Annotated in this window: 21 protein-coding genes and 1 tRNA gene; 12 read left to right on the top strand and 10 right to left on the bottom strand. The window is 60.4% G+C overall.

Annotated features, from left to right (window positions below; all coding sequences use genetic code 11):
* Positions 1-12 precede the first annotated feature (12 nt).
* The 6 genes from MUN79_RS12500 to MUN79_RS12525 all read left to right on the top strand — a co-directional run bounded on the left by MUN79_RS12500 (position 13) and on the right by MUN79_RS12525 (position 4,663).
* Positions 13-1,449, top strand: a complete 1,437-nt coding sequence (locus tag MUN79_RS12500; protein WP_244677948.1) for a T9SS type A sorting domain-containing protein — start codon at positions 13-15, stop codon at positions 1,447-1,449.
* Positions 1,450-1,857: 408 nt separating this feature from the next.
* Positions 1,858-2,787: a hypothetical protein gene (locus MUN79_RS12505; protein WP_244677949.1), complete on the top strand. Its 930-nt coding sequence runs from the start codon at positions 1,858-1,860 to the stop codon at positions 2,785-2,787.
* A 32-nt stretch (positions 2,788-2,819) separates the two neighbouring features.
* Positions 2,820-3,047: a T9SS type A sorting domain-containing protein gene (locus MUN79_RS12510; protein ID WP_262923061.1), complete on the top strand. Its 228-nt coding sequence runs from the start codon at positions 2,820-2,822 to the stop codon at positions 3,045-3,047.
* Between the two features lie 181 nt (positions 3,048-3,228).
* Entirely contained in the window at positions 3,229-3,987 is a 759-nt protein-coding gene (locus tag MUN79_RS12515) for a hypothetical protein (protein ID WP_244677951.1), read from the top strand.
* Entirely contained in the window at positions 3,936-4,460 is a 525-nt protein-coding gene (locus MUN79_RS12520; protein WP_244677952.1) for a hypothetical protein, read from the top strand. The genes MUN79_RS12515 and MUN79_RS12520 overlap by 52 nt, the downstream gene beginning before the upstream one ends.
* Complete coding sequence (locus MUN79_RS12525; protein ID WP_244677953.1) at positions 4,415-4,663, top strand: T9SS type A sorting domain-containing protein; 249 nt, start codon at positions 4,415-4,417, stop codon at positions 4,661-4,663. Before MUN79_RS12520 ends, MUN79_RS12525 begins: the two co-directional genes overlap by 46 nt.
* A 77-nt stretch (positions 4,664-4,740) precedes the next feature.
* Here MUN79_RS12525 and MUN79_RS12530 read toward each other — a convergent pair whose 3' ends face one another.
* From MUN79_RS12530 to MUN79_RS12545, 4 genes are all read right to left on the bottom strand, one after another.
* Positions 4,741-5,637, bottom strand: coding sequence for an MBL fold metallo-hydrolase (locus MUN79_RS12530; protein ID WP_244677954.1), 897 nt, complete (start codon positions 5,635-5,637; stop codon positions 4,741-4,743).
* Positions 5,638-5,877: 240 nt separating this feature from the next.
* On the bottom strand, positions 5,878-6,132 hold the full coding sequence (locus tag MUN79_RS12535; protein WP_244677955.1) for a hypothetical protein: 255 nt from the start codon (positions 6,130-6,132) through the stop codon (positions 5,878-5,880).
* Positions 6,133-6,140: 8 nt separating this feature from the next.
* Positions 6,141-6,344 carry a hypothetical protein gene (locus MUN79_RS12540; RefSeq protein ID WP_244677956.1) on the bottom strand — a complete coding sequence of 68 codons (204 nt, stop codon included), beginning with the start codon at positions 6,342-6,344 and terminating at the stop codon, positions 6,141-6,143.
* Positions 6,302-6,466 (bottom strand): hypothetical protein, encoded by a 165-nt coding sequence (locus MUN79_RS12545; protein ID WP_244677957.1) that lies wholly within the window; start codon positions 6,464-6,466, stop codon positions 6,302-6,304. The genes MUN79_RS12540 and MUN79_RS12545 overlap by 43 nt, the downstream gene beginning before the upstream one ends.
* Before the next feature lie 135 nt (positions 6,467-6,601).
* On the opposite strand from MUN79_RS12545, the gene MUN79_RS12550 reads away from it, so the two are divergent.
* Positions 6,602-7,255, top strand: coding sequence for a hypothetical protein (locus MUN79_RS12550; protein ID WP_244677958.1), 654 nt, complete (start codon positions 6,602-6,604; stop codon positions 7,253-7,255).
* Here MUN79_RS12550 and MUN79_RS12555 read toward each other — a convergent pair.
* The gene (locus MUN79_RS12555) at positions 7,240-8,475 is read right to left on the bottom strand and encodes an MFS transporter (protein WP_244677959.1); all 1,236 of its coding nucleotides are present in this window, start codon (positions 8,473-8,475) and stop codon (positions 7,240-7,242) included. The genes MUN79_RS12550 and MUN79_RS12555 overlap by 16 nt on opposite strands.
* A 120-nt stretch (positions 8,476-8,595) precedes the next feature.
* Here MUN79_RS12555 and MUN79_RS12560 point away from each other — a divergent pair, with 120 nt between their 5' ends.
* Positions 8,596-9,324, top strand: coding sequence for a Bax inhibitor-1/YccA family protein (locus MUN79_RS12560; RefSeq protein WP_375378224.1), 729 nt, complete (start codon positions 8,596-8,598; stop codon positions 9,322-9,324).
* Between the two features lie 76 nt (positions 9,325-9,400).
* Here MUN79_RS12560 and MUN79_RS12565 read toward each other — a convergent pair whose 3' ends face one another.
* From MUN79_RS12565 to MUN79_RS12580, 4 genes are all read right to left on the bottom strand, one after another.
* Entirely contained in the window at positions 9,401-9,778 is a 378-nt protein-coding gene (locus tag MUN79_RS12565; RefSeq protein ID WP_244677960.1) for a PDZ domain-containing protein, read from the bottom strand.
* Positions 9,733-11,235, bottom strand: coding sequence for a M61 family metallopeptidase (locus tag MUN79_RS12570; protein WP_244677961.1), 1,503 nt, complete (start codon positions 11,233-11,235; stop codon positions 9,733-9,735). Before MUN79_RS12570 ends, MUN79_RS12565 begins: the two co-directional genes overlap by 46 nt.
* Positions 11,236-11,327: 92 nt before the next feature.
* The gene (locus tag MUN79_RS12575) at positions 11,328-11,495 is read right to left on the bottom strand and encodes a hypothetical protein (protein WP_244677962.1); all 168 of its coding nucleotides are present in this window, start codon (positions 11,493-11,495) and stop codon (positions 11,328-11,330) included.
* 61 nt (positions 11,496-11,556) lie between these two features.
* Positions 11,557-11,964, bottom strand: coding sequence for a class I SAM-dependent methyltransferase (locus tag MUN79_RS12580; protein WP_244677963.1), 408 nt, complete (start codon positions 11,962-11,964; stop codon positions 11,557-11,559).
* Between the two features lie 128 nt (positions 11,965-12,092).
* Here MUN79_RS12580 and MUN79_RS12585 point away from each other — a divergent pair, with 128 nt between their 5' ends.
* The 4 genes from MUN79_RS12585 to MUN79_RS12600 all read left to right on the top strand — a co-directional run bounded on the left by MUN79_RS12585 (position 12,093) and on the right by MUN79_RS12600 (position 13,771).
* Positions 12,093-12,503, top strand: a complete 411-nt coding sequence (locus tag MUN79_RS12585; RefSeq protein ID WP_244677964.1) for a hypothetical protein — start codon at positions 12,093-12,095, stop codon at positions 12,501-12,503.
* On the top strand, positions 12,485-12,811 hold the full coding sequence (locus tag MUN79_RS12590; RefSeq protein WP_244677965.1) for a phosphatase PAP2 family protein: 327 nt from the start codon (positions 12,485-12,487) through the stop codon (positions 12,809-12,811). The genes MUN79_RS12585 and MUN79_RS12590 overlap by 19 nt, the downstream gene beginning before the upstream one ends.
* 123 nt (positions 12,812-12,934) lie before the next feature.
* Positions 12,935-13,019, top strand: a tRNA-Leu gene (locus MUN79_RS12595).
* 92 nt (positions 13,020-13,111) lie between these two features.
* A complete protein-coding gene (locus MUN79_RS12600) occupies positions 13,112-13,771 on the top strand; it encodes a phosphatase PAP2 family protein (RefSeq protein ID WP_244677966.1) in 660 nt (219 codons plus the stop codon).
* A gap of 242 nt (positions 13,772-14,013) precedes the next feature.
* Here the strand turns inward: MUN79_RS12600 and MUN79_RS12605 are convergent, their stop codons facing one another.
* Entirely contained in the window at positions 14,014-16,191 is a 2,178-nt protein-coding gene (locus tag MUN79_RS12605; RefSeq protein ID WP_244677967.1) for a GAF domain-containing protein, read from the bottom strand.
* Between the last annotated feature and the right edge of the window lie 296 nt (positions 16,192-16,487).

A 16,487-nucleotide genomic window follows, 5' to 3' on the forward strand; every position in this document is an offset into this window, starting at 1 on the left:
TGCTGATTTTGCATGAAATACTATTTACTCCTATTGGCCCTCGGGCTGGGCGCTGGCAAGCTGCTGGCCCAACAACGACCGGCCCTGCCGCTGGCAACTATTCCCCGGCCGGCTAGCCTACTATTGGCGCAGACCCCGGCGGCGCTGAAAAACCGGAATGGGCTAGTATTCAAGCCCCGCCGCACGGTGACCTACACCTGGGACAAGGGCTTGAATGGTTGGACCGCCACGCCCATGCTTACCACTAAAGCCTACGACGCGGCCGGCCGCGAGACGCAGGTAGTGCTGAGCGACTCAGTTACCGGGCAGGGCCAAACGCGCAGCAGCATTGCCTACAACGCGGCCGGTAATCCCACGCTGATGCTGCACGAGCAATGGGAGAATGGCGCATGGCAGAACTGGTATCGCACCATGACTACCTACAGCGCCGACAACGAGATAACCGAGCAGCTGGTGCAGGCCTGGCAGAATGGCGCGTGGCAAAACACGTCGCGCTGGACCAGCAACCATACCCGCCAGGCACTGAGCGGGCAAACGGTGCAAGAGCAGCAGACGTGGCAAAACGGGGCGTGGGTCACGCAGGCCCGTACGCGGTTGTCTACCACGTACAACGCGGGCGATGCGCCCCTGGAAATCGTGCGGGAGCATCTCAACGTCGCTACCGGCGTTTGGCTGCCCCACCTGCGGTGGGCCTATACCTACCCCTCGGCTACCTCCCGCGACTATGCTACTGAACTGTATCAGGTGGCGGACAACGGCGTGTACCTCAACGCCTACCGTACCGGCAACATTCGCTACGACACCCAGCACCGGCAGACCTACGTGGAGGAGGAGCGGTGGCTGAACGGTGCCTGGCAGTTGACTAACCGGCTGACTACTGCATATTTAGCCAATGGTGGGCGGCAAGCCCTGGCAGAAGAACGGACGCAGGCCAACACCTGGGTACTTTTCTCGCGCTTCACCCAAGCCTTCGACAACGCCGGTAACGAGGTCGGCTACACCGTCGAGCAGTGGATGAATAACCGCTGGCGCGTGAACGGGTCTTTTCGAAGAGTACTGCGCTATTCGGCCGCCGGGGAGCTAGTAGCCCGGGTAGACCATTTTTACAGTGAGTCAAACGGAGCGCCAGAAGACAATTACACGGAAAAGTTTACCTACGGCGACTTCCAGAGCATCACGCTGGGCGGGCAGGCCAACGCCGCGCTGGCCGCCCAAATCCAGCTCTACCCCAACCCCAGCTCGGGCAAAGTCATGATCGAGCTGGCCGGGCTGCGGGAGGCTGTGCCGGTGGACGTAGTGAACAGCCTGGGCCAGGTAGTGCAGCGTCTTGTGCTTCGGCCGCAGCAGGGCCGCACGGAGCTTGACCTCAGCGCCCAGCCCGCCGGCCTCTATACCGTGCAGCTGTACACCGCTGCCGGGTTGGTAGTGAAGAAAGTAGTGCGCCAGTAGCACCACACCGGGAGGGAAGTTTTAGAAAGCCAGGTTGAGAAATCAGCCTGGCTTTTCTGCTGTACCAAGAGCCAAGACCGGAAAAAGACCTGTTTGGCAGGCGGCAAGCAGGCTGGGCGCGAGGTAAATAGAGTATATTTGAGGCTGTTTTTAACTACCATTTCCTTATTGCATGAAACATTATCTACTCGGTTTGGCCGTTCTTCTGGGAGCTACGGCAGTGCAGGCCCAAACCGTGCGTACCGCTAAGGCGCAGGCCGCCTATGAGCTGCCACGGGCCTTGCGGGAGCAACTGGCCCAAAAAGGCGTGACGTTGGCCGCTGCCCACAAAGCACCGTGCGTAAACCCGGCAAGTCGACTCTTTATCAGGCAACGGGTTCTGCCAACCAGTGGTCGACTACCGGAACTGTGTCTTCCTTCACGTATGATGCTGCGGGCCTCATTGTTCAGATGGTGGAAGCCGACTCGGCTACCAGCCTACCCGCTACCCGCCGGAGCTACACCTATACCGCGGCCGGCGTACAAACCGGTACCGTGGCGGAGAAATGGACTGGCTCGGTCTGGCAAAACGACAGTCGGGCGCTGATCACCAACAACGCCGCCGGTTACCTGACCGAATATCTGGGGCAGGTGTGGGAAAACGGGGCCTGGAAAAATGACATGCGTATCAGCCTCGAATATGATGCGCGCAACCATTTCGTGTTGTATCTAAGTCAGCGTTGGGTAAATAATGCCTGGGAAGCTACCAATGGCGGCCGGGCCACCGTCACGTACTCGGCCGCCGGGGCTATACTGGAGGAAACGGAAGACCTACTGGACGCTCCGACGAACCAGTTCTACCCTTATAGACGAGTTCAGTATACGTATCCCACGCCTGCTTCCATGCAGCATTCGGTGCGCGTAGAGCAAGGCTGGCGAAACGGAGCCTACTATAATTCGCAGCGCACCAGCAACATAGTGCGCGACGCCCAAGGCCGCGAAACGTATTCGGAGGCCGAAAGCTGGGAGAACAATGCCTGGCAGCTTAGCTCCCGTTTTGTTACTACCTATACCAATGATGGCTACCAAGGCCTGAGCCAGAACTGGGTAAACAATGCCTGGGTAAATGTGAGCCGCTACACTCAACTCTTTGGTGAGGGGCAGGACCTGGGCTTCACGGCGGAACTCTGGACCAATAATGCCTGGAGCATTACGGATGGCAGCCGCACTTTCCGCCGCTTCAACGCTGCCAATGACCTGGTCAGTCAGGTCCGCCAGAACTATGACCCCAACGGAAAGGTCTATGTCAACAGCATGAAAACCACTTTCGGTGATTATCAGAGCATCACATTAGGGTAGGAGCCAACGCCGCCCTCTCGGCCCAGGTTCAGCTGTATCCTAACCCTACTGCTGGCAGCGTGACGCTGGAACTGGCTGGCCTGAAGGCGCCGACACCCGTGCGGGCCGAAGTAGTGAACAGCCTGGGTCAGGTGGTGCAGCGCCTGATGCTGCAGCCGGGCCGCGTTAGCCTAGATTTGAGCGCCCAGCCCGCCGGACTCTATACCGTGCAACTGCGAACCAGCGCAGGTTTGGTGGTGAAGAAGGTGGTGCGCCAGTAACCGTCGCTAAAGTTCTTCCCGACATTGCCGCAAGCCAGGTTGAGAAATCAGCCTGGCTTGCGTGTATAGTGGCGCCAGGTGAGCCAAGCCTGAAACAGTGGGGTTCTAGCTTTTGGCAATAAACCAGGCAGGTAAATGGATTACCTTTGAAACTTGTTTTTAACAACTACTTCTTGCTTGCATGAAGCATTATCTACTCAGTCTGGCCGTGCTACTCGGTGCTACGAGCGCGCAGGCTCAACTCATACCCGGTGCCGATTTCCAAAGCTCCTTGGGCCTGCCCCAGGCGCTGCGGCAAAAGCTAGGCCTGAACGAGCCGCAAATGGCCCGGCCCAGCACGACGGTGCGCAGGCCCGGCACGATAACAGCTTACTACCCGGTAGATACTACCGGCACCTGGAGCACCATCGGCGAGCAAACGCGCTGTACCTATGACAATCAGGGCCGTATTAGTCAGCTACTGATGGCTGACTCGGCCACGCAGCGGCCCAACCGGCGCATCAGATCCAACTACAATGCGGCGGGCCTGGAAACCGACCGCCTACAGGAGACATGGGACGGAGCGACCTGGCAAAACAGCTACCGCTCGTTGAGTACGTACAACAGCTTAGGGTCCATGACCGAATACCTGGAGCAGATCTGGAAAAACGGGACCTGGCAGAACGATTCCCGGGTGACCATCAGCTACGACGCGCGCAACCACTACCTGCAGTACCTGAATGAGGCCTGGCGTAACAATGCCTGGGTTGCAACCTCCGGCGGCCGCGCGACTGTGACCTACAACGCCGCCGGCGCCATACTACAGGAAACCGAGGATGCGCTGGACCCCTCGACCAATACCTATATCCCGGGCCGCGCCGCCAGTATACCTACCCCAGCCCGACTTCCTTGGTCTATAGCGTCCGGATTACCCAGGAGTGGCGAAACGGCGCCTACGTAAATCAGGGGCGCATCAGTAACATCGTCCGTGACAGCCAGGGTCAGCACGCGGCGTATGAACTGGAAAGCTGGTCGTATGGGGCCTGGGAAGCTAATTTGCGCTACTCCACTACGTATCTGCCGAATAGGGATACGCAAGGGTTGTTGGAGCAGCGCGTGAACAACGCCTGGGTTCCTACCTACCGCTCTACGTACAGCTACGACCAGTTCAGCACCGAAACTGGCTACACACAGGAAAGCTATATAGATGGTGCCTGGATTATCTCGAATGCCTATCGTTATCTGACCCGCTACAACGCCAGTAACGACCTGGTAAGCCGTGTATGGCAGTACTATAATACTACGACCAAGGTCTACGAAAACATCAGCAAAAACACCTACGGCGACTATCAGAGCATTACCCTGGGGCGAAGCCTAGCGCCGCCCTCTTGGCTCATATCCAGCTGTATCCTAATCCTACCGCCGGTAACGTAACACTGGAGTTAGCTGGCCTGCAGGAGCAGGCACCCGTGCGGGCCGAAGTAGTGAACAACCTGGGCCAGGTGGTGCAGCGCCTGGTCCTGCCGGTGCGGCAGGGCCACGCCACCTTGGACCTAAGCGCCCAGCCCGCCGGTCTTTACACCGTGCAGCTATATACCAGCGCAGGTTTGGTCGTGAAAAAAGTAGTGCGGCAATAGGAAAACCTGAAGTACTCAATAGCCAAACGGCCGGCTCCCTGCGCAGGGAGCCGGCCGTTTTTGTAAGACATCGGTGGTTATTCCCACTGCGTCCAGGGCAACACTTCCCCGACTTTAGGCACGTGCAGTTCGCCGCGCAGCATGTTGCCGTGGGCCACGTCCTGCAGGATGCGGATGGGCTCGGAGGCTGGCTCGTCGCTCAAGTCGAAGGTGCCGTGATGCATGGGTACCATGTGGCCGGCTCGCAGCACGTTGGCCGCCTTGGCTGCTTCGTGGGGGTTGGTGTGGCTGAGCTGCATCATAAAGGCCGGCTTGTAGGCCCCGATGCCCAGCATACAGATATCAATGGGACCAAACTGCCGCTCGATGTCCTCGAAATGGCCGGCGTAGGCCGAGTCGCCGCCGAAGTAGATGAGCTTGTCCTGGGTGCGAATCAGGAAGCTGCCCCAGAGCACCTTGTTCAGGTCGGTAAGGCCGCGGCGGTGCCAGTGGGCAGCCGGCAGGTAGTAGATTTCCAGGGGCGGCGACGCAGGGTCCTCCAACCCCATACTCTCCCAGTCAATGCTGTACTGCTGCCACCAGCCGGCTTCCTGCACCCGCAGGGAAGAGGCCATGCCGCGCAGCAGTGGCGCCATTCGTAGCGAAGTCAGCACCTGTACTTCCGGATTCTGCTTGGCTACCAGCTTGATGGAGGCCTCATCCAGATGGTCGCGGTGGCCGTGGCTGAGCAGCAGCAGGTCAATGTTGGTAAGCTCCTCGGGTCGGCAGGGCAGGGGGTGACGCCGCTTCAGAAACGCCGAATCGAACAGCAGGGGGTCGAAGAGCAAGGTGGTGTTCTCCGTGCGCAGCACGAAGGTGGCGTGGCCCAGCCACACCAGCCCATCTTCCTGCCCCGCCAGAAACTCCGAGCAGTTCACGACTTCCGGCACCCAGGTATCGGCTTTCTTCTCCTCCTTTTGTGGGTTCTCAGTCATGAACTTCCAGCGGAAGACGTTGCTGAACTCGGGCGTATAAAGCTCCTCGCCGTTGGCAAACTGGCTGCCGAAGAGCTTGTTGCCGGGTAATCAGCCTTGACGGTGGGCAGCGCCTCGTTGCGCAGGTAAGTAATCCGGGCCATGGGGGCAGGTAAGAGAGTAGAAAGACGGGAGCCAAAGAAACAGCAAAGCCCCGGAAACTTCCCGGGCTTGTGGTGGCAGCTGCTAAAACGGTGGGAGTTAATACCCGTAGGGGCCGATGGAAAACGGCGAGTAGCCCGGGGCCACGCCGTTCGACATCCGCACCCCGCCTGAAATGGTCATGTGCTCGGTGATTTTGAAGTCGGCCCGCATGTTTACGCCCGAGCCTTGGTTGGTGAAGCCCGAATATGGGTTTACGCCGTTGCTAAAGGTGTTCGGCGTCAGGTCTTTCCAGGCCGAGCCCACCAGCGTCACGCGCGGCGACAGAGCATAGGCGCCGCCGCCCTGCACCACGTAGCGGTTTATGCCGCTGAGCCCGATGGTGCGGGCCCCCTCGGGTGTAACAGCCCCATGCCGGGCACGATGCGCATGTAGGTAAGGCCCGCAAACACCGAAAAACGCTTGGTGAGCTGGTACGAGGCCAGGGGCGTGAGGTAGGAAGCCGACCCAAACCGCCCGGCCGTCATAAAGCCGGCGCTGACGCTGTAGGACGCCCGCGGCCCCACCAGGCCCAGCTTGGGGCCGCGTCGGCGGGCACCGGGGAGGTGGGAAGGGTGGCCGTTTGGGCCCGGGCCGCTCCGGCCGATAAGCCCAGCAGTACCGTTAGCGCGAGGGTAGAACGTAGCATAGCCTAAGCAAAAATGGGTGGTAAGAACTGAAAGGGTTCAACAAGATACGAAACGATGAGGCCGGAAAAAGAATGCCCGCCCCGGGCTCCACGGTAAATTTTCTCTATTTAGCGGGCCCTTTCCCGGCACTTGCTATGGCTGACTTCGTTTTCTACCAACAGTTTCCCAACCCGGAAGTTGCCGCTCCGCTGCTGGAACTGCTGCGCCAGCACGAGGTGCCGTTCGAAACCAGCCTCGACAAGCCCAGCTTCGACCCCAGCTTTGCCCATAACGAGACGAGTACGCATTACGTGGTAAAGTTGCAAGCGGCCGACTTCGAAAAGGTCCGCGCCCTGGAAGAAGCCCAGAACCAGGAGCTTATCCGCCAGGTCGACCCAAGCCATTACCTGTTCACTTTTACCGATACGGAGCTGGCCGACGTGCTGCTCAAGCCCGACGAGTGGAACAGCTTCGACGTGACCCTGGCCCGGCAGATTCTGCAGGACCGCGGCACGGTTATCAGCCCCGAAGCGGCCCGCCTCCTGCGGCAGCAGCGCAACGCCGACCTGGCCCAGCCCGAGCCTTCCCAGAAAGCCTGGATTCTGTGGGGCTACGCTACAGCCTTGCTGGGCGGCCTGTTTGCTTTTTTCATCGGCTGGCACCTGTACACTCACCGCAAAACTTTGCCCGACGGCCGTAAGGTCCACGCCTTTACGGCTCCCGACCGGCTCCACGGCCTGCGCATCATGGTACTCGGCGCCGTAATGCTGGTGCTGCTAGTGTGCCTGCGGATTTATTCCAAAAGCTGATTCCAGTTCAGATCAGCAGTTTGCAGCATGCGCCAGGCCTGCCAGGCCACGGCTCCCGCGCACAGGCCAAACCAGGCAAACGGCAGCTCCAGTCCCAGCACCGACAGGGCCCCGCCCACCAGAATCGTGGCGAAGCTGGCTAAGCCCTGCACCGCTTGGTTCAGGCCGAAGATTTCACCCCGGTCGGCTTCGGTGGTGCGCTGGGCCAGCAGCCCTTCCAGCAGCCCCTGAATCAGGGAAATAGTGAAGCAGTCGAGGGTGACTACCACGTACAGAGCCGGGCGGGAAGCGCCAATCAAGCCGTAGGCCCCCAGGATAGGCACACTGGCCAGGGCCAGCCAGAAAATGGTCTTGGGCTTGTTGAGGCGGTCGGCCAGGAAGGTGTAGAAGCCATAGTTGATGGCAATGCTCAAGAGGCCGAAGTACATGAAGAAGTAGGACAGAGCCCGGGCGTCCATCTGCTGCGGGCCCAAGCTGGCGAAAGGCACGAAGTAGAAATAGTAGCCGGTACTCATGGTCAGGGCCACCTGCATCAGCACGATGGTGCGCAGCCGGCCGTCGGCATCCTTTTCCCGGAGCCGGCTCCAGATAGTCAGCACGTTGACGGCCCGGCTCAGCTCGGCCCGCAGCTCGGCGCCCCGCACCCCGTTGCGCTGGGTATGGGTTTCGCGCAGCAGGAAAGTCAGCCCGATGTTCAGCGCGGCCAAGCCTACGGCCAGTCCCACCACGTAGCGGGCCTGCTCCCCGGCGGGTACGGCCGCCACCGTGAGCAGGGTGCCGGCCACCATGGGCCCCAGCACGAAGCCCAGGGAAATAATGGCGCCTTCCAGCCCGAGGTTTTTAAACAGGTTTTCGGGCGGCGAAATGTCAGTAATGGCCGAGCGTACGGTGGCGTACATGCCGTTAGTAAACCCGTCGCTCAGGCGGTTTGCGAAGTACAAACTGGCCCGCACCGGCAGCAGCAGGCAGTTGGCCAGCAAGGTGCCCACCGCCGATACTAGCAAGATGGGCCGGCGCCCGAAGCCGTCGGAGAGCTTGCCCAGCACCGGGGCGGCAAACAGCTGCACGCCCAAGAACAGCGCCGTGCCCAACGACAGCCACAGCTGGGGCTTGGGCAGGCCGCGCACAAATTCGGGCATAATGGGCCCAATGGCCGCGCCCACCACCACGTCCAGCAGAATAATGGCGTAGAGCAATACGAGCCGGAAATCTTTGGGCATACAACGGGCCAGGCGGCCAAACGGGTGGAAGACAAATGTAGGCCCCGGAATTGGGTTTATGGGCCTGTACCTGTATTTTAGCCCGACCCTATTGTTTACTTTTTACCCCAATTCCCTTTTATGGAAGAGTTAGTACCCGAAAATCAATCCGAGCAGCCCGAGCTGATGATTCCGGCCGAAGAAGCCGCCCAGATTCAGGTGCGGTTTATGACCCAGGTCTACGGCTGGATGGCCGGGGCCCTGGCCCTCACGGGCGGCGTAGCCATGCTGGTAGGCGCCTCCCCCGAAATTCAGGAGCTGGTATTCGGCAACCGGCTGGTGTTCTTCGGCCTGATACTCCTGGAAATATTTGTGGTGGGCTACCTGGGACGCAACCTGTTCGAGATGTCGCCCAACCAGGCCGTCGGCGCTTTTGCCAGCTATGCCCTGCTCAACGGCGTTACGCTGGGTATCATCTTTATGGTGTACACGGCCGAGTCCATTGCCTCCACCTTCTTTATCACGGCCGGCACGTTCGGCGTGATGAGTCTCTACGGCTACTTGACGGGCACCGACCTGAGCCGCTGGGGCAACCTACTGTTCATGGCACTTATTGGCCTTGTCATTGCCTCGGTGGTGAATATGTTCCTGGCCAGCTCGATGCTGTACTGGATTACCAGCTTCATCGGCGTGGCCCTGTTTGTGGCCCTCACCGCCTACGACACCCAGAAAGTAAAAGACATGGCCTTTATTGGCTACGGCGACGAAGGCGCCGACCGCAAAGCCGCCGTCTGGGGCGCCCTGACGCTCTACCTCGACTTTGTGAACCTGTTCCTCTACCTGCTGCGCTTTTTCGGCCGCCGCAAGTAAGGTTGGTCATCCTCGACAAACAGAAAGGGCCGCCCACTGTGGGCGGCCCTTTCTGTTTAAGTCGGCGGCGTATCTGCTACTTGGCTTTCCCGCTGAGCCAGTCGGCCCGGAATTTCTTCATGGCCTTGGTCACTGGCTTCTGGGCGGTTTCGTTGGTTACCACTTCCAGGGTCGGGTCTTCAGCCAGCGTCACCTGGGCCGTGCGAATGCCGCCGCGGGTGCGGTACTCCACCGGCACTACGTCGCCGGGCTTGTGGGCGGCCAGCAGCTCCTGCACGGCTTTGGCGCTGCTCAGGCGCTGCCCGTCAATCTTGCGCAGCACGTCTTCCCGGTCGAGGCCGGCCTGGTAGAGCGGGCTGCCGACCAGCGTGCTGCCAATGCTGGCGGTGCTGTCGGCGGGGTTAAAGCTCAGGCGGCTGACCAGGCTGGCCTGCCCGGCCCGGACGCGGCGCACGGTGAGGCCGGCCGGGGCCAGCAGCTGGTCAAACTTGGGCAGCTCGTGACCCAGGATGTGGCGGCGGAAAAAGTCGCCCGCAAAGGCCGTGTCCCGGCTGACCTCGCCCAGTACGCGCTGCAAATCGGCCAGGGTGTAGGGCTTGGCCGGGCGTAGTTTTGCTGCTCTTTGCCGTGCTGCTGCCACACGGCCCGCATGTAGGCGTCGAGCGTGGTCTTGCGGTTCTGGCGCAGCAGCAGGTCCAGGGCCAGGGCGTTGGCCCCGCCGATGTAGTAGTAGGAGAGGTAAGTGTTGCCACGGTTGTTGGGGTCGATGGCGGCGGCGGCGTCCACGAAAGGGGCCTGCTGACTCATCTGCACCGGCGAGAAGCGGGCTGCTCCCGGCGAGTTGAGCATGGCGCCTACCAGCCCGCTCAAGGCTTCCTGGCAATACTGGTCGTCATTGTACACCCCGGCCCGGCGCAGCAGCAGCTCCCCGTAGTACTGGGTAAAGCCCTCGGCGAACCAGAGCGAGTTGCTCATATTGGCGCGGTCGAAGTCGAAGGGCTCCAGGTCGCGGGGCCGGATGCGCTCCACATTCCAAGCGTGGAAAAACTCGTGCGACACCGTGCCCAGGTTGTCGATGGCGCCGGGGCCGCGCAGGGGCCGGTTGCTGGTGAGCGACGTGGAGTTGCGGTGCTCCATTCCGTCGCCGCTGGTTTGGGGCAGGTAGTTGGCCACGAAGGTGTAGCGGCCGAAATCATAGGCCGGCAACTCCCCGAAAATAGCGGCGGCTTCCTTCACGATTTTCTTGGCTTGTCCCACGTAAGCGTCCAGCTCGGCCTCGGTGCCGTCGTGCAGCACGGCCATTTCAATGGTGCGGCCCTGTTCCTGCCAGGAACGCAGCTTCTGCGCGCCCAAGGAAGTAGGGCTATCCATCAGATACTGCAGATGGGGCGCGTAATAGGTGCCTTTGGTGGGGTCGGGGCGCAGCTGGGTGGCTACCTGCCAACCCGCGGGCAGCTCAAATTTAACCTCGGCCGGGCGCTGCTCCTGCCCGCGGCCATAGGCCAGGGTAGCCGGCATGTTCAGGTGGGCATGGATAGCGTCGATGCCGGCGTAGGTCCCGTCGGTCCGGTCGCCAAACAGGGTGTAGGTAAAGCGCACGGTGCCGTCGTGCCCGCTCACGTCCCAACCGTAAGGGTCGGGCCGGCTGACGGTCAGGGTCTTGCCTTTCGAGTCGGTGGCTTTTACATCGTACACGTTCTTGGCAAACTCGTGCAGGGCGTAGCGGCCGGGCGAGCTGCGGGCCATGCGCACCTGCAGCGGCCCGCTGGGCAGTTCCGAAAATACGACGGTAACCTGGGCCTCGTGGTGCACCGCGTTGGGAAAGGCGACGGTGTATTGCACGGGCGTCTGGGCCAGGGCTCCGAAGGGAAGAGCCAGGGCGAGAAGAAGAGTGGCGGCGGATTTCCGCATAGAAAAGGAAAAAACAAGGATGGATGCCTAAAAATAGGGCGCGGCGGCGCTACTTCGGCAGGCCAACTCGTTTTTCCTGGGCGCCGGGCAGCTCAGCTAAAGACGGCCGCCTCGACTATGCCCCGAAAAAACAGTTGCTGCTGCCGTAGCTCCAGACCCAGAGCCCGCAGGGCAGCGTGCAAATCAGGCATGCGACGGCCGCTGATACCGGTGGTGAGCCGAAAGAACTGGTACATGGCCCCAGCAAGGCGCGCTGCCACAGGGTTTGGGCAGGCCGGAAATCCGCCAGCAGCCAGGGCGCGCCCGGCCGCCGAGCCTGATTCAGGGCGCTGAGAATGGTGCGCAGGCGGCCGGGCTCAAACAGGTCGAGAAAAAAGAAGGTGATAAGCACGTCGAACGACTCGTCGGGCGTAAGTCCTGCTCGGTGCCGAGACGGAATTCCACCTGTGCGGCGCGGTCCGGGGTGGTGTGCAGCAGCGTCGCGCGCGACTTGGCGAGCATCATAGCCGAAGCTTCCAGATAGAGCACCCGGGAATCGGGGCGGCGCTGCAGTACTTCGCCCAGCACCCAGCCCGAGCCGCCCCCGATAATCAGCACCCGGGGCCGCCCCGCCGGCAGTCCGGCCAGAGCCGCCTGCTGGGCCCGCTGCAGGGCGTTGCCAAACACCAGGCGGGCCAGCGGATCATAAAAGGGAGCAACCCGGTCGAAGCCGGTATCGGCGGTAGCCATGCGCAAAGGGGCGGGTGGGAAAACTAGTGTACCGACAATTCCGGGCTATAGTTCACCCGATTTACGAAACTCACCTATTTGCCGCCGAAGGCCGTATGCAGCAAGGCATACCAATGGGCTGCGCTACAATGACCAACTACTTACGCCGAATCGGGGCGGGCTTCATGTTATTCGCGGCCGAGTTTGCCGTAACCCTGAGTCTGGGAGCATTGGGCGTGGTAGGCTTTCTGGCGCTGGGGCGGGAAGTGCTGGACCAGGATGCCGCGGTGTTCGACGCCCGGGCCTTCCACTGGGCCCGTCACCTGCTGGGAAGCAACCAAAGCGGCTGGGTGGAGAACGTAACGTTTCTGGCCTCGCGCAACTTCATTACCACACTGGCTTTACTGCTGATCGGCTACTTTCTGTTTGTGCGCCGCCACCGCTGGTATACCCTGCTCGTGCCCGTGGTGGCCCTGGGTAGCATCTCGCTGAATCTAGTGCTGAAAACCACCTACCGCCGGCCCGGCCGCTGTTGCCGCTGGTGTCGGCTTCGGGGCTGAGCTTTCCCAGTGGGCACGCCATGATAAGCGCCTCGTTTTACGGCCTGCTGATTTACCTGGTCATCACCCACGTGCGCCGCCACAAGGTTGTGCGTTGGTTCCTGGTGGCCGGGCTTGTGTTGCTGATTCTACTCATCGGCGTGACGCGGGTATACTTGCGGGTACACTACGCTTCCGACGTGCTGGCGGGCTTCACCGCGGGGCTGGTTTGGCTGCTAATTGCCATTCCCATGCTGAAGTACATCGAAAAATCGGTAAAAAAACGATATAAATACGCACCGCAATTGGCTGAAAAACAGCCTGAATAGCGTTCTGGCGAAGTTTTTTCGCAATTTTTTTCACCGAAAGCTTGATAAACTACTTCGCAGCCGTGTATCTTTGCATCGTTGAAAGACACTCCGACAGGGAGTTTCGCCCTTCAACAACCAGATGCGCTTGTGGCGAAATTGGTAGACGCGCTGTCTTCAGGCGGCAGTTCCGCAAGGTGTGAGAGTTCGAGTCTCTCCGAGCGCACCACGAAAGCCGGTCCGAAAGGACCGGCTTTTTTGTTTTCCCAGTAGCTGCTGGCTCCGCTTGCCGGCCGCCGACGTGGCCCCGTATATTGCGCCATGACTAAGCTCATCACGCGCCTGCTCACGCTTCTGACCTTCCTGGTGGTGGAAGTAGGCGTATTGCTGCTGGTTTTTCTAAGCTCTTTGGTCGCCTTTTTCTACCTGACGCGCGTCGTGTTTGTGCAGCACTCCGCCGTACTCGACCAGTGGGGCTTTGCCTACATGGATCAGCTGCGGGCCGCCGTGCCCGGCCTGACGAGTTGGGTAATAGGCATTACTTTTTTCGCCTCCGCGCCTTTTCTGGTAGGAGCAGGGGTGCTGCTGCCGGCCCTGCTGGCCTGGCGCCAGAGGCGGCACGAAGCTCTGGAGGTGTTCTGGGCCGTGGCCGGCTCGGCCATTCTCAACCAGATTTTCAAAACCCACTTTCACCGCCTACGCCCCGATACGGCTCTGTTTCCGCAAATGGGCCTGAGCTTTCCGAGCGGGCACGCCATGATTGGCATGGCGCTCTACGGCTGCCTGGCCTGGCTGCTCTGGCGCCACCGGCGTCACCCGCTGCTGGCCGTGGCCCTGCTGCTGTGGGCCGTGCTTATCGGCTGCACCCGCATCTACCTGCACGTGCACTACACCACCGACGTGCTGGCCGGCTTCGTGGCCGGTCTGGCCTGGCTGGTACTGCTGCGCTCCGGCCTGCACCTCTGGTGGCGAAATTCTTAATGTGAGGAAATGTGGACAATGCGGATGAATGTGAGAAATGTGTCATTGCGAGGACGCAGGACATTCCGAGCATCAAGCGGCGTCAAGCCGTCCTCTACTAGTGACCAACTCCCTTTTACCAGAAAGCCCTCAACCGTAGCAACGATTGGGGGCTTTTCATATTAGGACACTCGGCACATTTCAGAGGACGCATTGCCACGGCCTTCGGCCTCGCAATGACACGGGTTTTTGACTTGCCTAACTCAGAGCTTTACGGTCACTCGTAAAGCCAGCAGGCCTTTGACGCCCTGCAGTTCCTCGAGTTCCAGCTCTTCTACTTCGTCTTCCAGCATGCCCCGGTCCTGCAGGTAGTCGATGTACTCCATGTACTCGGCCGCTTCCCGCAGCTGAGCGTACACCAGGGCAATTTTGCCGGGCTGGGTGAGCCGCTCGCCGGTGCCCAGCACCGTGGCCTTGTCGACCCGCTTCTTAATGATTTCGTAGCGAATGTTGTAGGCCCCATCCACGTCGAACTGCCGCTCATCCTGGCGGAAACGGATGCTCAGGGGCTGGCCGTGAATGAGGATGAGCTGGGTAGTTTCGAGGGGAACGGCCAGCTTCGGCCGCAGCGCGGCAGTGCGGCGGGTTATTTCCACCGTGACCAGCAGCTGCCACAGCCGCAGGTTTTTTAGAAATACCAGATCAAACGGCTTGTTCTCGACCAGAGAGGCACCCACGTAGATATTGTGCTCTACGCCGTCGGTCTTGAACCGCTGGAAGTAGTGCGGAAACATCTGCTGGGCCTTGGCCTCTTCCTCGTCGAGATAGTCGCTGACCGTGTCGTTAAGCAGCGTCACGCTCTGCTCGAAATCTTTGCGGCGCTTGTAGAGGATGCCGAGCTCGGGGTCAATATTGCTCCAGTAGTGGGCAATAACGGCCCGCAGCTCGGGCGTATTATTGCCCAGGTACTCAAACAGCGGCTCTACTTCCGTCTTCAAGGATTCGAAGATGCTGACCTCGTCGCCGGTCAGGATGCCCTGACGCAGGCGGCGCAGGTTTTTGTTGACGTAGAACTTAAGCTCATCCAGAATGGGCAGCTGCTGGAAGTCCGAAGCCTTTTTCAAGACCTTGTTGGCCAGGGTCAGGTGCTCAATCAGGTCGCCCTGAATGGCCTCGTTGCGGGCCGTGCTGCTGCCCCGAATGTCGCTGGCGCCGTGCAGAGGATACACTTCGTGGAAGATAATGTCCTCCATTTCGGCGCCCTTGTTGCCTTCCTCAATCTTGTTGAGCAGGTTCAGGGCCGCGTCCGTAAAGCGCCACTCCATGGTGGGGTGAATAGCCGTGAACTTCTCCTTGATGATGGCCTGCACCCGGGTCTGGATTTCCTCCGAGTTGCGCTTGACGGCCACGGCAAACAAGGGCACAAAATGCGCCACCTGCTCGATGCAGAACTCGTCCAGGTCGCCCACGTTGGGGGAGCCCAGCTCCAGTAGGCCCACGGTGTCGTCGCCGTAGGGCAGCAGGGCCAGAATGGTGCTTTTGATGCCGATACCCAGAATCTGCTCCCGCAAATCCTCGGGAATGTCGGCCTGCTCCACGTTTTGGAGCACCAGCGGCTGCCGGTCCTGCAAGAGCTGGTTATAGATGCGGCGGAAGCCCGAGCCGGCGTCCTGGTTGTTGAGCTGCTTGGTCAGGAAGCTGTGGTTGATTTTGCGGCCAAAATCCACGAAAGCCTGCTTTTTCTCGTCGTAGGCGGCAATGCCCAGCTGCAGAAACGGCCGGCCGAAGAGTACGCGCAGCTTTTCCTGGATCTGTTCCAGGCGGTCGGAGGCCTGCAGCACGTCGCGTTCCAGCAGGTCGTACTTCAGCTCCGAGAGAATTTCCTGCTCCGTCACGTCCACCAGGTGCAGGATGTTGAAGCCTTCCAGCTCGAAGCGTTCCGGGGGCAGCAGCTCGTGCCAGAGGTCGGCGCGGTGCAGGTTGTGGCTCAGGTGCTCAATCTGCTCGGGCGTCAGGTCGGGCTTTTCGCCCACCACACGCACGTTCACGAAAGAGGAGTGGTAGCCCACGCCGTAGTGCCGGTAGGAACCGATGTTGTAATCCGGGACGGTGAAGATGATGGTACCCTGCAAGGGCAGATACACGCCGTATACCTTGTCCAGAATCAGCTGATACACCATGCGCGCCATGTAGATGTCCATGGTGCGGGTGTCGAAGTTCAGAGGCTGCTTGATGGTTTTATTCCCATTGAGCAGGATTTCGGCAAACTTGGGGGTGTGGTAAAAGCTCAGGCGCTGAAATGGAGCTACCGCGCCGCTGATGTCGGTATCAAAGGAAGCCGGTGGAAACACGGCCATCAGGAGCGTCTCGACCAGGTCGCAGCTGCAGTCGAGCACGCTCAGGTCGGTAATCGGGCCCCGGCACCAGGGTGCGGCCGCCACCTGCTCCCGATAGAGCGAGCCAGCAAAGCTACGCCGGGGTTAGAGTCATTTTCGTGGGCCTGCCAATAGCTGATAATCGGCTCCAGACTTAGCGTCGTCTTGAAGGGAAAAGCCAGGGAGGAAGGTGCCGCAACAGGTTTTCTAGTGGGTTCTCGTAACATAAGTGCCGGTATAACAGCAAGGCACAGCAGATTGATTCATCTACCAGGCCTAACGGCTGCTGCCTTTCTATACGCAGGCCAGGGCCGCCCGGACGTCGACAAGAAGCCGGCAACTTCAAATACTCTACGGTTGAG

Origin of the sequence: Hymenobacter cellulosilyticus, assembly GCF_022919215.1 — a bacterium.
GTDB classification, from domain to species: Bacteria; Bacteroidota; Bacteroidia; order Cytophagales; family Hymenobacteraceae; genus Hymenobacter; species Hymenobacter cellulosilyticus.

Coding starts and splice junctions, on each gene's coding strand:
- MUN79_RS12500 (WP_244677948.1), top strand. CDS start 13: ATGAAATACTATTTACTCCTATTGGCCCTCGGGCTGGGCGCTGGCAAG.
- MUN79_RS12515 (WP_244677951.1), top strand. CDS start 3,229: ATGAAGCATTATCTACTCAGTCTGGCCGTGCTACTCGGTGCTACGAGC.
- MUN79_RS12530 (WP_244677954.1), bottom strand. CDS start 5,637: ATGACTGAGAACCCACAAAAGGAGGAGAAGAAAGCCGATACCTGGGTG.
- MUN79_RS12545 (WP_244677957.1), bottom strand. CDS start 6,466: ATGCTACGTTCTACCCTCGCGCTAACGGTACTGCTGGGCTTATCGGCC.
- MUN79_RS12550 (WP_244677958.1), top strand. CDS start 6,602: ATGGCTGACTTCGTTTTCTACCAACAGTTTCCCAACCCGGAAGTTGCC.
- MUN79_RS12555 (WP_244677959.1), bottom strand. CDS start 8,475: ATGCCCAAAGATTTCCGGCTCGTATTGCTCTACGCCATTATTCTGCTG.
- MUN79_RS12560 (WP_375378224.1), top strand. CDS start 8,596: ATGGAAGAGTTAGTACCCGAAAATCAATCCGAGCAGCCCGAGCTGATG.
- MUN79_RS12570 (WP_244677961.1), bottom strand. CDS start 11,235: ATGCGGAAATCCGCCGCCACTCTTCTTCTCGCCCTGGCTCTTCCCTTC.
- MUN79_RS12580 (WP_244677963.1), bottom strand. CDS start 11,964: ATGGCTACCGCCGATACCGGCTTCGACCGGGTTGCTCCCTTTTATGAT.
- MUN79_RS12585 (WP_244677964.1), top strand. CDS start 12,093: ATGACCAACTACTTACGCCGAATCGGGGCGGGCTTCATGTTATTCGCG.
- MUN79_RS12600 (WP_244677966.1), top strand. CDS start 13,112: ATGACTAAGCTCATCACGCGCCTGCTCACGCTTCTGACCTTCCTGGTG.